The following is a 15,560-nucleotide window of genomic DNA, read 5'->3' on the forward strand; positions in this document are numbered from 1 at the left end:
GACCGACAAGTCGCTGAGCTCCAGATCCGGATCGCGGTGCTCAACCGCTACACCGCTCTTGGCATACCTCTCACAATGCCCGAAGGATAACTCCGTCCGGGGAAGGGGGAAGTGCCCTCAAACCCAGATTTGTGCAACAAAGCCACATGCCGACCATAGTTCGCGACAGTACCGAACCATTCAATGAACCGCTCGATGTCACGCCGCGTATTCGGTTAACCGACTTTTACAACCATTTTTCCAAAGTTCCCGCCGGCTAGCAGTTGATTGAAAGCTTCCGGAGCATTCTCCAAGCCGTCAACCACATGTTCTTTGTAGTTCACCGAACCATCTTCGAGCCATCCCGTCATGTCGCGGGCAAACTCCTGATACACTTCGGGGCCGAAACTGTCGTAGATGATGAAACCCTGCATTTTGACTTTCATCCGCAAGACTGTGCCGATAATTGCAGGGCCCATATCCGGGCCGTCCGGCAGGCTGGGCAGGTTGTACCAAGACACCATTCCGCAGACGGGTACCCGAGCAAACGGGTTCAAGAGCGGCAATACGGCATAGAGAACTTTGCCGCCCACATTTTCGAAATACACGTCGATTCCATCCGGGCAAGCCTCGCGCAATTGTGCCGCCAGATCGTCAGAGCGATGATCCAAACACATATCAAACCCAAGGTTTTCGACAACATGCGCGCACTTTTCGGAACCACCTGCGATGCCCACCACGCGGCATCCCTTTAGCTTTGCGATCTGACCGACGGTTGCGCCAACCGGACCGGCCGCCGCCGCCACAACAACCGTTTCGCCAGCTTTGGGTTCTCCAATTTTCAGAAGTCCGGCATAAGCCGTGTAGCCCGGCATTCCGAGAATTCCGAGCGCCCAGGATGGATTCTCGGGGGATTTTCCCAAGTTGACGATCTGGGTCCCATCTGAGACAGCAAAGTCTTGCCACCCGCTTGGGCTTAGCACGTAATCTCCGGCTTCGTACTCTTCTATGTTCGACTGGACCACCTGCCCGACAACCTGACCGGTCATAACACCGCCGATCGGAACAGGTTCGGCATATGATTTGGCGTCATTCATTCGACCGCGCATGTAGGGATCCAGCGACAGGTATTCCGTGCGTACCAGCATCTCTTCCGGGCCGGGCTCAGGAACGCTGGTGGTTTCAAGGCGCAGTGTCTTCTCGTCCGGTTGTCCAATTGGGCGTTCGGCAAGAACAATACGACGATTGGTAGCGGATGTTTGGGGCATTATGACCTCCGGAAAAAGTGGTTTTTTGCAACAGAGACCGTATTTGGCTGGAGTGCAACAGAACATATGAAAGCTGCCTCTCGATGACAGTTCTGAACGCGTAGCACTTGCATAGGAGCCAGCTATACCGCGACGTTGATAAAGGCGGTTTCGAGAAACACTGCACCGCAACATCAGGTCGTAGCCTTCAAGGTATCAATACCTGAGAGAGTCCGGTCCTTCTGCCTGGTGCCGCACCGCTTCCCCGACCGGCAATGAGCCCCAATAGCAATATGCTGCACCGCCGCCAGTCTGCTAAAATCTCGTCTTCATTGGTCCGTCCTTCGGTCGCGCGGACTCTAAAGCATCTCCTCTTTAACCTGACGCATATCCAGCAGCTTTGAGGTAGTTCCAGCACTCAGTTTGGGAATACAGATCGCATACGTCTGCGATGGCATCGAACATTTGGGAGAATGTCCTTGCGCCGATCCTGCGCAGGTGGGCCTCGAGTTTGGCCAAGGCCATTTCTATCGGGTTCAGGTCGGGGCTGTATGGCGGCAAAAATAGGAACCAGCAGCCTGCGTCGCGCATGGCTTTGGCTGCGTCGGCATTCTTTTGGGTGGCGAGGTTGTCCAGAATAACCACGGTGCCGGGCGAGAGTTCCGGCACCAATACCTTTTCGACGTATGCAGCAAACGCAGGCCCGTCCATGGCCCCTTTGATGACCCAGGGTGCGATCAGTGCATCGGCTGATAATCCAGCGATAAAGGTCTGTGTTCCCCAAGCGCCGAACGGCGCGTCCATCACCAATCGCTCGCCGCGCAAAGAGCGGCCACGCTGGCGGGTCAGATTGGTTTTGACGGAGGTTTCATCCGCTGCCCGACAGGGCATTGCGCAGCAATGTCCCGAAAGGGAATGAACACAAGGCGCTCAGGGTGGGCACGCATCATGGGCATGCGCCGTTGTTCCCAGTCGTAGCGTCGCTTTCTTACGCGCGCCGAACGGCGCTCGGTGGCCACCACTGCCTTTTTTGTAAGAGTAGCCGAGCTTGCCCAGGAACTTGCCGATTGATGCGGGATGGGCGCGAACCGAAGTCGCACCCTCAAGCGCGGCGGCCAGTTCCGGCAGCGTGATATCCGCATCCTGACAGATCAATTCCTCCAAGCATGCCTGATACGGTGCCAGTTTGCCCTGACCTTTGGGTCGGCCTTAAGGTGCAATTTCTGCGCGTCCGGTGGTTCGGACCTGACGCGCCCACCGCACGCCAGTGGCGGCGGACAATTGTAGACGCAACGCCGCCGCGCGACCGCTCAACCCGCCTTCAATCAGTCTCTGAAACCGTATACGAAGAGCCTCCGGCAATGGTGCTGACGTGATCCATCCTCCTGATAAGGACGAATCACAAATCAGACACACTGGAAATCCCCCGTTTCAGGTTTCATGCGTGAGGCTTTAGGCAAAACCGGAGGAGTTTCAGGGGCTCAGATCATTTACGCACAATGTCTCACCGCCAATTGATGCGAGACTTGAGCTACAAGGCCGCAAGCTCCGTCAGACTTTTGTCAGTTTGGTTCTGCTGCGCAGCTTTTCAGTAAGGATTTTGTCGCACAAACGGGTTGCTTCCGACGTCACCGCCGCCGCGGCCGCAGCGACACCTGTCCTTAGGCATTCCTGAACCGGCTCTCCTCGCGCTGTCCAAAGTGCGAAACCACCAACAAAGCTGTCTCCGGCACCTACCGCGCTTACAACTTCAACCTCGGGCGGGACCGCGTGCCAGGCTTCATCCCCGCCAACCAGAACCGAGCCATCAGTGCCGCGCGCCACTACGATCAGCTGCGCAACCCCACCGCTCACCAGTTCGCGTGCAAACGCGGTGGTATCGGCAACAGCAGGTAGTTGGCGGCCCGCAAGATCCTCGGCTTCTTCAACATTCATACGAAGCAAATAAACCGCCTCGCGAGGAGTCTCGGCCAGATGTTTGAGAGCTGGTCCAGAGGTGTCCACGACCAGTCGCGCGTTACGCCCCTCTACATGGCCTGCCAATATCGATGGGAAATCCTTCGCGACACCCGGAGGTTGGCTACCGGAAAGCACGACCAGTGATCCCGCACTGGCTGCCCTGTCTACCGCCACCAGCGCTCTTTCAACATCCTGCTCGTCCCAGACCGGCCCCGGCAGAACAAACCGGTATTGCTTGCCATTGCTTTCATCAATTACGGACACTGATCGCCGGGTTTCGCCGGGACCTTGAATCGCAACGGTGGAACCACCTTCAAATGCCAACAATTCCAAGAGCTGCGCACCTGTCGGACCACCAATAGCAATCAATGTCGTTGCTTCGCCCCCCAACATGCGGACGGCTCTGGCTACATTGATGCCACCACCGCCGGGATCAAACTCGGCTTCAGAGCAGCGAAGCTTTGGACCCGGCAACACGTGCGGAGCAGTCGTCGCAAAATCGACGGTAGGGTTGAGCGTGATCGTCAGAATGGTAGTCATTGCCAAATCACTCTGTCGTGTTAGCGATAACGTTGCATAACATTCCTACCCAACAGATTCATTAGCTTCCACCCTCTTTTCTTGAAATATCAGTGTGGCGGTGCTTTGACGGCGTTCAATCGCCGATCTGCAAGGCAGTTCAGATGTGGGACAGCCTTGACAGGCAATCCCCTCGGATTGGCCAAACACGGGCCTTGCCGCCAATCACCACAAGTGACTGGTTCACTCCATCGCCACGGTTCCGGTTCAGTTGCAAACTTTGGCCAGCGCGTTGCACCTTGATGTTGTTTGATCCAACTATTGCTTGATCTGTAACACTATTTGGGAATGTCCGGTGATCGACTTCAAGCCCTCGCAGGCGTTGGGGCGGCCAACATGATCCGCAAGGGCCAGTTCGGATCTTCGACAAGCGGCTTCTGTCAATTCGCAGAGCTCGCTGGATAATGACGCCCAGCTAAAGCGCATCGTTGGTCGGCTCGCAGCGTCACAGATTGCTTCCGCATCGGCCATATCGTTCTTCTGACGTTTGACGAAAGGTTTCACGTAAGCCGAAGGGATCAGCTTGATATCATGATCCAAACCACCAATCTTACGGCCCCAGTGATGCGCACCGGCAGAGGCTTCCATTGCCACCACGCGGCTCGGCAGCTTGGCGAAAAACTCAAGGACCTGATTTCGGCGTAGCCTCTTACGCAAAATCGCGTGGCCAATCTCATCCGAACCATGGACTTGAAACCCATTGTTCGCCAGATTCAAGCCAGTCTCTTACATAGACGACTCCGCTCAGGTTGTTTGTAAACCCAAATTGGCACATCAGGGCCAGCCGGGGCGTTTACACCTTCCGAGCCATGCCAGACGAGGTCGGTCTTTTTGTCCAGGGCAGGACATGTCGAATGACGTGCTCATCTCACGCTCAATACCTAAGCGTGGAACTGACCGCGCGTTTCCAGTCGCCGTACTTCCGGTCACGCAGATTTGGCTGCATGTTTGGTGTAAAAGTGGTGTCCAAGGCCCACCGCTCTGCAAACTCGGCCTGGCTTGGATACAGCCCGGCCCGCATGCCAGCCAGCCAGGCGGCCCCAAGGGCAGTGGTTTCCAGTACTTTCGGGCGATCAACGGGTGCGCCGATGATATCTGACAGGAACTGCATGGCCCAGTTCGATGCGCTCATACCACCATCGACACGCAGAACATTGTTGCTGGTATCCGAATCCCAGTCTGCATGCATTGCATCCAACAGATCGCGGGTTTGGTATCCAACGCTTTCCAGGGCTGCGCGCGCTAGTTCATTTGGGCCGGAATTCCGGGACAAACCAAAAACCGCGCCGCGGCATTCGGGGTTCCAATAAGGCGCACCCAATCCGGTGAACGCTGGCACCAAAATGACGGGTTGCGTGTCGTCTGCCTGCTCCGCGAGTGATTGTGTTTCTGATGCTTCGCGAATGATCTTCAGGCCGTCACGCAACCATTGCACCACCGCCCCTGCAATAAAGATTGACCCCTCTAGAGCATAGGTCGGCTTTCCGTCGAGTTGATAAGCAATGGTCGTCAGCAGCCGGTTCTTCGACCGAACGGGGTTCTCGCCAGTATTCAACAGCGCAAAACAACCGGTCCCGTAGGTGGATTTCATCATCCCCGGCTCAAAACAGGCCTGCCCGATGGTTGCGGCCTGCTGGTCGCCAGCCACGCCCATCACCGGGATGCGGTGTCCGAACAGATCTGCGCGCGAAGACCCGAAGTCAGCGGCGCTGTCCTTCACATCGGGCAGCAAGGCCATGGGGATATCAAAGAGATCGCAGATTGTCTGCGACCAGCGCCCCTTGCGGATGTCATAAAGCATAGTGCGCGCGGCGTTGGTGGCATCCGTTGCATGCACCTCGCCTCCGGTCAGCTTCCAGATCAGGTAAGTGTCAACCGTGCCAAAGAGCAACTCGCCGCGTTTGGCGCGCGTGCGGGCGCCTTCGACGTTATCGAGAATCCACTTGAGCTTGGTGGCGGAGAAGTAAGGATCGATCAAGAGACCGGTACGGTCCGAAAACATCTCGGAATGCCCGGCATCCCGGAGTTGTTTGCAGAAATCCGCGGTGCGACGGTCCTGCCAGACGATTGCGTTATAGATCGGTTGTCCGGTTTCCTTGTCCCAGACCAGGGTTGTCTCGCGCTGATTGGTGATCCCGATCGATACGATATCGGTTGCTTTGATGCCTGCGCGTTCAATGACTTTGCGGCAGGTTCCGGCCGTTGTCCCCCACAGGTCATTGGGATCGTGTTCGACCCAACCGGATTGCGGGAAGATCTGCGGGAACTCTTCTTGCGAGCTTCGGACAACCTCAAGTGCGTCATCAAAGAGGATGGCGCGCGTCGATGTGGTTCCCTGATCTATTGAAAGCACGTATTTCATAGCAACATCGCCGGAGTTGGGAGTGAGTTGAAAGGTGGGCGGTGGCTTCCACCGCCCAAAACCGTGGCCCAAGATAAGTTTAGGCCATCGGGGAGTTTTAGGTTGATGGCGCGGGAGAGGAAGAAGGAAGACCCCCGCGCCATCTTTCAGAGTTCGATCAGTTCCAGGACTTGATCAACTCGTCATAGGCAATGGTTTCACCCTGAGGTTTTTCATTGTCCAACTTGGGGTAAGGCGCTCCGGGCTGGCTCAGCCAGTAGCTCGGGTCCTGCTCTTCGTTCATCTTCGGACCGATGTCACCCTGGATACCAGCACGCTCCAGACGGATCAGAACTTTTTCCTGATCTGCACAAAGCGCATCAAGTGCTTCCTGAGGAGTCTTGGCACCCGACATCGCATCACCGATGTTCTGCCACCATAGCTGCGCCAGCTTCGGATAATCCGGAACGTTGGTGCCGGTGGGCGACCATGCCACACGGGCAGGAGAACGATAGAACTCGATCAACCCGCCAAGGCGCGGTGCGCGCTCGGTGAAGTGGTCGGAGTTGATGGTCGATTCACGGATGAAGGTCAGACCGACATCGGCTTTCTTGAGGTCAACCGTTTTGGAGGTGACGAACTGGGCATAGAGCCAGGCCGCCTTGGCACGATCAACCGGGGTCGATTCCATCAATGTCCAGGAACCAGCATCCTGGTAGCCGATCTTCTGGCCTTCTTTCCAGTAAACGCCATGCGGGCTGGGTGCCATACGCCATTTCGGTGTCCCGTCCTCGTTCATCACCGGCAGATCGGGCTCAACCGTTGCTGCGGTGAAGGCGGTGTACCAGAACATCTGCTGAGCGATGTTGCCCTGGGCCGGGATCGGACCTGCTTCAGAGAAGGTCATACCGGCAGCGGCAGGCGGCGAGAACTTCTGCAGCCATTCGATTGCCTTGGCGACCGCATAGACAGCAGCAGGTGAGTTGGTGGCACCGCCACGTGCAACACAGGACCCAGTCGGCTGGTTGTTGTCGTTAACACGAATACCCCATTCGTCGACCGGGAAGCCATTGGGTTCGCCAACGTCGCCCATACCGGCCATGGACATCCACGCGTCAGTGTAGCGCCAACCCAGAGATGGGTCCTTTTTGCCGTAGTCCATGTTGCCAAAGACTTCGCCGTCGACACCCATATGGCTCAGGTCACGATCGGTGAAAAACTCGGCAATGTCCTCATAGGCCGACCAGTTGACCGGAACACCAAGATCGTAGCCATACTTCTCTTTGAAGTCGGCCTTGTTCTTGTCGTCGTTGAACCAGTCATAGCGGAACCAGTAGAGGTTCGCGAACTGTTGGTCGGGCAGCTGATACAGCTTGGCATCGGGGCCGGTGGTGAACGATAGACCGATGAAGTCATCCAGATCCAGCGTCGGCAGAGTCACGTCCTGGCCTTCGCCCGACATCCAGTCGGTCAGGTTGCGAACCTGCTGGTAACGCCAGTGCGTACCGATCAGGTCGGAGTCGTTGACATAGGCGTCATAGATGTTTTCGCCTGATTGCATCTGTGTTTGCAGTTTCTCAACAACGTCGCCTTCACCGATCAGGTCATGTGTGACTTTGATGCCGGTGATGGCGCTGAAGGCCGGAGCCAGAACCTGACTTTCGTACTCGTGGGTCGCAATTGTCTCAGAGACAACCTTGATCTCCATGCCTTCGAACGGCTTTGCTGCGTCAACAAAGAACTGCATCTCCGCTTCTTGCTCGGCACGGGGCAATACCGAAACTCCTGCGATTTCATCGTCCAGGAATTTCTTGGCCGCCTCCATGTCGGCGAAGGCGGGACTGCCTAGCAGTCCGACCACCAGCATCAATGCCGTGGTGGATTTTAGCGATACTTTCATTATGTCCTCCCTGTATTTCGGAACTAAGTTTTAATATACGACCTCAGGTTTCGCTAACCCTGAAGCCGCTTTTTTCTGCGATTTACACCCATTTGAAAACGATAGCGGCGTAAATCAGGCAGAGGATCAGTGCGAGCCCTTGGTTCGCACCGACAACGCCCAGCCAGCCCAGATTGATAAAGGCCGAACCGAGAAGTGAGATGAAAAGACGGTCTCCGCGCGTCGTTTCAATACCGAGTATCCCTACGCGGGGTGTTTCGGGATATTTGATTGCCAGGACCGTAAGCGTGATCAATATCGACGCGATGATTGCGAAGAAGGCAGCAGTGGGCCATGTCCAAGCCATCCATTCCATGATCGTATTCCTTTCAGGCTCAGGTTACACGCGACCCAGGGCGAAGCCCTTGGCGATGTAGTTGCGTACGAAGTAGATCACGAGCGCACCGGGAACCACGGTCAGCACACCCGCTGCGGCAAGCACCCCCCAGTCTATACCAGCGGCACCTTGCGTCCGGGTCATGATGGCCGCAATGGGCTTGGCAGCAGTAGTTGTCAGCGTTCGACTGAGCAGCAGCTCTACCCATGAGAACATGAAGCAGAAGAATGCAGCCACACCGATACCGGATGCGATCAACGGCATGAAAATCTTCACGAAGAACTTGCCGAAGCCGTACCCGTCGATATAGGCGGTCTCGTCGATCTCTTTCGGCACACCGCGCATGAAGCCTTCAAGGATCCAGACGGCCAGCGGTACATTGAACAGACAGTGCGCAAGTGCCACGGCGATGTGCGTATCGAACAGCCCCACTGATGAGTAGAACTGGAAGAACGGCAGCGCGAAAACAGCGGGCGGCGCCATCCGGTTGGTGAGCAGCCAGAAGAACAGGTGTTTGTCCCCCATGAAGCTGTAGCGGCTGAACGCATAGGCTGCCGGCAGCGCCACCGTCAGGCTGATCACGGTGTTCATGACCACGTAGATCAGCGAATTGACATAGCCCATGTACCATGCGGGATCCGTCAGGATCGTCAGGTAGTTGTCAAATGTCAGGTTGCGCGGCCAAAGCGTGAACTGGTTCAGAATCTCCGTGTTCGTCTTCAGGCTCATGTTCAAGAGCCAATAGAGGGGCAGCAGCAGGAACAAGAGATACAGCGTCATCACGACAGCACTGCTGTTGATCTTCGGCAGGCTACGTGACCGTTTTGCGGGTGCGGAAATATCAGTCATTACTTAGCCCTCCTGTTTGTCGAGGTTGGTCATGACGGTGTAAAACACCCAGGAAATCAGCAGGATCACGAGATAGTACATGATCGAGAAGGCCGCTGCAGGTCCAAGGTCGAACTGCCCAAGGGCCATTTTCACGAGGTCGATGGACAGCAGCGTGGTCGCATTGCCCGGCCCGCCGCCAGTGACAACGAACGGCTCCGTATAGATCATGAAGCTGTCCATAAACCGCAGCAGGATGGCGATCATCAAAACGCCCATCATTTTCGGTAGTTCGATAAAGCGGAACACTTTCCAGCGCGAGGCCTGATCGATCTTTGCCGCCTGATAGTAGGCATCCGGGATGGACTTGAGGCCCGCGAACGCCAGCAGCGCAACCAGAGAAGTCCAGTGCCAGACATCCATTACAACAATGGTGATCCAGGCTGAAACGATGTCCTGCGTGTAGTTGTAGGGGATGTTCAGCTTATCAAGAACAAAGCCCAGCAAACCAATGTCAACACGGCCGAAAATTTGCCAGATGGTGCCAACCACGTTCCACGGGATCAGCAGCGGCAAGGACATCAGCACGAGGCAGAAGCTGGACCAGAACCCGCTTTTAGGCATGTTCAGCGCAACGAAAATACCCAAGGGGATCTCGATTGCCAGAATGGTCGCCGAGAACATGATCTGACGCCCCAGGGCATCCCACATGCGTTCGCTGCTGAGCATCTCGGCGAACCACTCAAGCCCTGCCCAGAAAAACTGGTTGTTGCCGAACGTATCCTGCACCGAGTAGTTGACCACCGTCATCAGCGGGATGACCGCTGAGAATGCAACCAGGATCAGAACTGGTAAGATCAAAAACCAGGCTCTTTGATTGACCGTCTTTTCCATCAGGCTGCCTCCCCTTCCTTGAGCCACTCATCGACATAGACATTGACACGCGATGGATCGAACACCACGCGATTCATGTCTGGTGAAATCGATAGGGTCTCGTTCGCTACGATGTTGATTTCATTTCCGAAAAGCTCGGCTCGCACGATCTTGTGGCGACCCACGTCCTCGACGCGCCGCACTTTTACGGGCAAGCCGTCACCTTCGGTCAGGGTCACAAATTCAGGCCGCACGCCCAGTGCCACATTCCCGTTCAGTGTCGGGAACCGTTGCGCCAGCTGCAGCGAGGAGCCGTGAACAGTCGCCATATTGCCTTCGACCTGTGCCGGGATCACATTCATGCCGGGCGAGCCGATGAAGTAGCCGACAAATGTGTGCTCGGGCTTTTCAAACAGCTCTTCGGGCGTACCGATCTGAACCACGCGACCGTCATACATGACCACAACCTTGTCGGCGAAGGTCAGTGCCTCGGTCTGGTCGTGGGTCACGTAGATCATGGTGTGGCCAAACTCGTGGTGCAGCGATTTGAGCTGCGTGCGAAGCTCCCACTTCATATGCGGGTCGATCACGGTCAGCGGCTCGTCAAACAGCAGCGCGTTCACGTCCTCGCGCACCATGCCACGACCCAGAGAGATTTTCTGCTTGGCGTCTGCCGTCAGACCTCGCGCGCGGCGGTCCAGTTCCGCTTCCATGCCGATCATCTCAGCGATCTGCTGAACACGTTGCGCCACATACGATGCGCTCGCCCCGCGGTTTTTCAGCGGAAAGGCCAGGTTATCGCGAACGGTCATGGTGTCGTAAACAACAGGAAACTGGAAAACCTGCGCGATGTTGCGATCCGCCGTGGAGGCCCCAGTTACGTCTACATCGTCAAAAAGGATCCGCCCCTGGCTCGGCACGAGCAATCCAGAAATGATGTTGAGCAGCGTGGACTTACCGCAGCCTGACGACCCAAGAAGCGCATAAGCTTCTCCGTCCGCCCAGACATGGTTTAGCTCTTTGAGCGCAAAGTCATCTTCCGACTTTGGGTTCGGGAAGTAAGAATGCGCGAGATTATCGAGAGTGATTTTTGCCATTGTACCCCTCCTCAGGCCGCAATCGCATATGAGGCCGGGGCGACAAGCTGCCCGGCTTCGCTGAAAATGTAGACGTGGCTGGGGTCGAGGTAGACATTCAGCGCGCTGCCAAGCTCCAGTTCATGAACACCATGCACCAGGCCAACCCAACGCTCGCCGTGATGATCCAAATGAACAAAGGTCTCGGACCCGGTCAGCTCGGTGACCACCAGTTTGGCTTCGAACCGCATAGCATCGGCGCCATGGCGTTCGATCTCGACATGATTGGGGCGGAAACCGGCGATGTAGCGACCATCCTCCAGAGATCCGAGCGCGCCTTCGGCTGCAACACTCTGGCCGTCGCCAAACATCAATTGAGCACCGGTCTTGCTGATCGAAAGGAAGTTCATCGGTGGGTCACTAAACACGCGCGCGGTAGTCGCGTCAGCGGGCTGTCGATAGACCGTTGGTGTCGGACCGAATTGCGTTATCCGACCTTCCCATAGGGTTGCGGTGTTTCCGCCCAGCAGCAGCGCTTCTTCGGGTTCAGTCGTCGCATAGACGAAGATGGAACCGGATTCTTCGAAGATCTTGGGAATCTCGACGCGCAGTTCTTCGCGCAGTTTGTAGTCGAGGTTGGCGAGCGGTTCATCCAGCAACACCAGACCGGCATTCTTCACCAAAGCCCTGGCAAGCGCACAGCGCTGCTGCTGACCACCCGAAAGCTCCAGCGGTTTGCGATCAAGCATCGGGGTCAGTTTCATGAGGTCGGCGGATTTCTTCACCGCGGCGTCGATCTCAGACTTTGAAGCACCAAGCAGCCGTAGCGGAGAAGCGATGTTGTCATAGACAGTCATCGACGGGTAGTTGATGAACTGCTGATAGACCATAGCGATCTGGCGATCCTGCACGCGGACTCCTGTGACATCCTGGCCTTCCCAGTACACATGTCCGGTTGTCGGCGCATCCAAGCCCGCCATGAGCCGCATCAATGTGGTTTTTCCGGACGAAGTTGGCCCCAGCAGGACGTTCATCGTTCCTTTCTCCAGCGTCAGATTTGTCGGGTGAATATGCGTCTCGCTTCCAACCTTCCGCGTGACCCCTTTAAGCTCCAGTGTCATCAAATTCTCCCCTTATTCAGCTGCAGCGCCAACGGGCTGAACTGGTTTGTTTTTCATCCAATCGGCCAGCCGTTCGATCTGATCGCGAGACATGTGCAGGCCTAGCTTACTACGTCGCCAAATCAGGTCTTCAGCAGTTTCGGCATATTCATTGTTCATAAGCCACTGGACTTCCTTTTCGGTCAGCGTTGCCCCAAAATCTTCGCCCATATCTGCGGCGCTGTGAACATCTTGGAGGATGTTCATTGCTTCGGTACCGTAGGCCCGTGCCAAACGGCGCGCCCAACGATCATCCAAGAAGGCATGTTGCTGCTTAAGCTTGGTGACGAGATCATCAAATCCCTGCACAGGAAAATCACCTCCGGGCAAAGCCACTCCGGCTGTCCAATCTTCGGACAGTTTCGGAAAAAAGCCTCTTATCTCCTTCATGGCGCTTTCTGCCAGCCGCCGATACGTCGTGATCTTGCCGCCAAATATGTTCAACAACGGAGCGCCGATCGATTCATCGACCTTAAGCACATAGTCGCGTGTGGCTGCGCTCGCACTGCTGGCTCCGTCATCGTAGAGCGGCCGGACGCCAGAGTAGCTCCAAACGATGTCATCGCCAGTGACTGGCGTGGCGACATACTGATTGATAAAGCCTAGCAGATATTGCCGCTCTTCTTCGGTGCATTCGGGTTTTTCTGACGGATCGGAATGATCTGCATCAGTCGTTCCGATCAGCGTGAAGTCTGTCTCATACGGGATTGCGAAGATGATACGCCCGTCGGTTCCCTGGAAAAAGTAGCATTTATCGTGATCGAACAATCGCTTGGTCACGATGTGGCTGCCACGGACCAGACGGACGCTGGCCTGTTGATTGCTGCGCAGGGTACCCTGCGCCATTTCGGCAACCCAGGGACCGGCCGCGTTTACCAGCATACGACAAGTTATTTCTTCTTCGTCACCGCTCCGTGTGTCTCTGAGTGTCACACGCCAGATGCCATCCGCCGCGTCGGCCTTGACAACTTTGCGCCGGGGCATGATCCGCGCACCTCGCGCTTGTGCGTCTCGCGCGTTCAAGACGACCAGCCGTGAATCTTCGACCCAACAATCAGAATACTCGTAGGCTTTGCGAAATTTTCCGTTCAGAGGCCGACCGACCGGGTCACTGTGCAGATCTATGCTTTTTGTCCCGGGGAGAATTTCTCGGCCGCCCAAATTGTCGTACATGAACAAGCCAAAACGGATCAGCCACGCAGGCCTGCGCCCTTTCATCCAAGGCATGAAGACATTCAGCAATTTTGACGTTGGTGTTTCGGATTCGAACCGCATGCTCGAGTGAAACGGCAACACGAAGCGCATTGGCCATGAGATGTGCGGCATAGCGCGCAGTAAGCGTTCGCGTTCAATCAGCGACTCTCTCACGAGCCTGAACTCGAAATACTCTAAATAGCGCAGACCACCATGAAACAGCTTGGTCGAAGACGCTGATGTCGCCGATCCGATATCGTTCATTTCCGCAAGGGCGACAGACATGCCTCGGCCAGCAGCGTCTCGCGCAATGCCGCACCCATTGATGCCACCGCCAATGATCAGCAGGTCAACGTCTGTATTCATGACTCTCCTCCCAATCACGAATTATCTTGTTCCTTGGCACTGTTATTGCAAAAAACGCGCAAAATTGAAAGAAAAAATCTTCGCTTTGTTTCGTTTACGCGTAACCATTTGCTTTTAATGCTAATTATACGCGAGTTGAAGGTGCTACAAACGTTATAGCCGGGCGCTGAGAGGCCAGTTTACCCGCAAAATCGCACTCAAAACTGTGCGTATGCTTGATATGAGGCGCATATACTCGCAAAATGAGGAAAACGAAAACTTCGCTGACTGGGGATTCGACATGGCGCGCACATTGCGAAAACCGGAGATCATCAGCATGGCGCGGCGGGATGGTCGAGTTACCGTCGAAGGCCTTGTTGGCCACTTTGGGGTGACACCTCAGACTATTCGGCGAGATCTTTCCGAACTTGCAGACGATGGCCATCTGGATCGGATACATGGTGGTGCGGTCCTGCCTTCGAGTACTACCAACATCGGGTACAGCGACCGTCGCGAACTCAATCTCGGCGCGAAGTTCGATATTGCGAAGCTTTGCGCCCAAAATATCCCTAACGATTGCTCGCTGTTTCTGAACATCGGCACCACGACCGAGGCCGTGGCCAATGAACTCTTAAACCACGAGGGTTTGCTGGTTGTTACAAACAACATCAATGTGGCTCTGATTCTGTCTGAAAACCCCAAGGTTGAAGTCGTTGTGACGGGTGGTAGTCTACGGCGATCGGACGGCGGGCTGATCGGCTATCTCGCCGAACAAACCATCGAACAGTTTCGTTTCGACTATGGCATCATCGGCTGTTCGGCCCTGACACATACGGGGGATATCCTCGATTTTGATATTCAGGAAGTCCGCGTAAGCAAGACGATCATCAAACATTGCAAGGAGGTCTTCCTGGTTGCTGACACGTCGAAATTCGAAAGAGATGCACCTGTCCTAATCGGGTCGCTGGCGGATATCGATGTGTTCTTTTCGGATCAGCCGGTGAACCCGAAGTGCAAGAGAGTTTGCGACCAGAGCTCGACATTGATACGATATCCGGACCAAAGCATTTGAAGCACTCGGCTTCGAAAACCGAAACCTAACGCTGCGCCGGTCATTGCCACGCGGCGGGCGAGTATCGACAGCCTTTCAAAAGGGCAAAACCATTCGAGCGTCAAAAACAGAGCAAAGAGCCCATTGCTGACTGACGTCGAACTCGTGCCAGTGAAAGTGACTTGGGACAGTGGTCCGGCTAAGCATTGGATGGCTCTTTGATGGCTTCGGCAGCGAGAGTTTCGTTTCCATAAGCGTATTCATAATTGAAGCGCATGAACGACAGCCTCCATTCGCCGCCCACGCGCTTCAGTGCAAGGTCGTAGCTGCCGACCACAAATTGCGGGTCTCCGCCGGGATGATCCGTGCGCACCTATGCGGCGCTCTGGCGTCGATGGCCAGACAGCTTTCCTACTTCGGCCTTGAGCTTGCACAGGGCGATCCAGAGCACCCCGGCGAGAGTTCATATCGGCTGATGGGGCCGAAGTCGGGGCTTAACCGATAGCGCTCTAAAGCGGCGCGCCTGAAACGTGAATCGGGGGCTTCCAAGCGCAATTGATTTGTGATTCCTCCTTATTAGGAGGATGTTTTATGTCAGCAGCACTGCCATCTGCGCTTCGGGCGCGGTTTCAGGACTATATCGAAGAGGGCT

12 protein-coding genes and 2 pseudogenes are annotated in these 15,560 nt (G+C 55.7%); 1 reads left to right on the forward strand and 13 read right to left on the reverse strand.

Annotation, left to right across the window (positions count from 1 at the left end; all coding sequences use genetic code 11):
• Nucleotides 1-215 precede the first annotated feature (215 nt).
• The 12 genes and pseudogenes from curA to glpD form a co-directional block, all read right to left on the reverse strand.
• The gene (gene curA / locus AB1E34_RS25515) at nucleotides 216-1,247 is read right to left on the reverse strand and encodes an NADPH-dependent curcumin/dihydrocurcumin reductase (protein ID WP_372575107.1); all 1,032 of its coding nucleotides are present in this window, start codon (nucleotides 1,245-1,247) and stop codon (nucleotides 216-218) included.
• Between the two features lie 354 nt (nucleotides 1,248-1,601).
• A pseudogene (locus tag AB1E34_RS25520) lies at nucleotides 1,602-2,588 on the reverse strand (IS630 family transposase).
• Nucleotides 2,589-2,777: 189 nt separating this feature from the next.
• Complete coding sequence (locus AB1E34_RS25525) at nucleotides 2,778-3,725, reverse strand: 1-phosphofructokinase family hexose kinase (RefSeq protein ID WP_372575108.1); 948 nt, start codon at nucleotides 3,723-3,725, stop codon at nucleotides 2,778-2,780.
• 456 nt (nucleotides 3,726-4,181) lie between these two features.
• Nucleotides 4,182-4,481, reverse strand: a pseudogene (locus AB1E34_RS25530) (IS110 family transposase); the annotation flags it as partial.
• A gap of 157 nt (nucleotides 4,482-4,638) precedes the next feature.
• Entirely contained in the window at nucleotides 4,639-6,126 is a 1,488-nt protein-coding gene (glpK, locus tag AB1E34_RS25535) for a glycerol kinase GlpK (protein ID WP_372575109.1), read from the reverse strand.
• A gap of 157 nt (nucleotides 6,127-6,283) precedes the next feature.
• Complete coding sequence (locus AB1E34_RS25540; protein ID WP_372575110.1) at nucleotides 6,284-8,005, reverse strand: ABC transporter substrate-binding protein; 1,722 nt, start codon at nucleotides 8,003-8,005, stop codon at nucleotides 6,284-6,286.
• A gap of 82 nt (nucleotides 8,006-8,087) precedes the next feature.
• Nucleotides 8,088-8,360, reverse strand: a complete 273-nt coding sequence (locus AB1E34_RS25545; protein ID WP_372575111.1) for a DUF2160 domain-containing protein — start codon at nucleotides 8,358-8,360, stop codon at nucleotides 8,088-8,090.
• A gap of 24 nt (nucleotides 8,361-8,384) precedes the next feature.
• Nucleotides 8,385-9,230: a carbohydrate ABC transporter permease gene (locus AB1E34_RS25550; RefSeq protein ID WP_372575112.1), complete on the reverse strand. Its 846-nt coding sequence runs from the start codon at nucleotides 9,228-9,230 to the stop codon at nucleotides 8,385-8,387.
• 3 nt (nucleotides 9,231-9,233) lie between these two features.
• Nucleotides 9,234-10,103 (reverse strand): carbohydrate ABC transporter permease, encoded by an 870-nt coding sequence (locus tag AB1E34_RS25555; protein ID WP_372575113.1) that lies wholly within the window; start codon nucleotides 10,101-10,103, stop codon nucleotides 9,234-9,236.
• Nucleotides 10,103-11,179 carry an ABC transporter ATP-binding protein gene (locus AB1E34_RS25560; RefSeq protein WP_372575114.1) on the reverse strand — a complete coding sequence of 359 codons (1,077 nt, stop codon included), beginning with the start codon at nucleotides 11,177-11,179 and terminating at the stop codon, nucleotides 10,103-10,105. Before AB1E34_RS25560 ends, AB1E34_RS25555 begins: the two co-directional genes overlap by 1 nt.
• An 11-nt stretch (nucleotides 11,180-11,190) precedes the next feature.
• A complete protein-coding gene (locus AB1E34_RS25565; protein ID WP_372575115.1) occupies nucleotides 11,191-12,279 on the reverse strand; it encodes an ABC transporter ATP-binding protein in 1,089 nt (362 codons plus the stop codon).
• Nucleotides 12,280-12,291: 12 nt separating this feature from the next.
• On the reverse strand, nucleotides 12,292-13,878 hold the full coding sequence (gene glpD / locus AB1E34_RS25570) for a glycerol-3-phosphate dehydrogenase (protein ID WP_372575116.1): 1,587 nt from the start codon (nucleotides 13,876-13,878) through the stop codon (nucleotides 12,292-12,294).
• Nucleotides 13,879-14,158: 280 nt separating this feature from the next.
• On the opposite strand from glpD, the gene AB1E34_RS25575 reads away from it, so the two are divergent.
• Complete coding sequence (locus AB1E34_RS25575; protein ID WP_372575117.1) at nucleotides 14,159-14,929, forward strand: DeoR/GlpR family DNA-binding transcription regulator; 771 nt, start codon at nucleotides 14,159-14,161, stop codon at nucleotides 14,927-14,929.
• A 178-nt stretch (nucleotides 14,930-15,107) separates the two neighbouring features.
• On the opposite strand, the gene AB1E34_RS25580 is transcribed toward AB1E34_RS25575, so the two are convergent.
• The gene (locus AB1E34_RS25580) at nucleotides 15,108-15,281 is read right to left on the reverse strand and encodes a hypothetical protein (RefSeq protein WP_372575118.1); all 174 of its coding nucleotides are present in this window, start codon (nucleotides 15,279-15,281) and stop codon (nucleotides 15,108-15,110) included.
• Between the last annotated feature and the right edge of the window lie 279 nt (nucleotides 15,282-15,560).

This window comes from Ruegeria jejuensis (genome assembly GCF_041537905.1).
GTDB lineage: Bacteria > Pseudomonadota > Alphaproteobacteria > Rhodobacterales > Rhodobacteraceae > Ruegeria_C.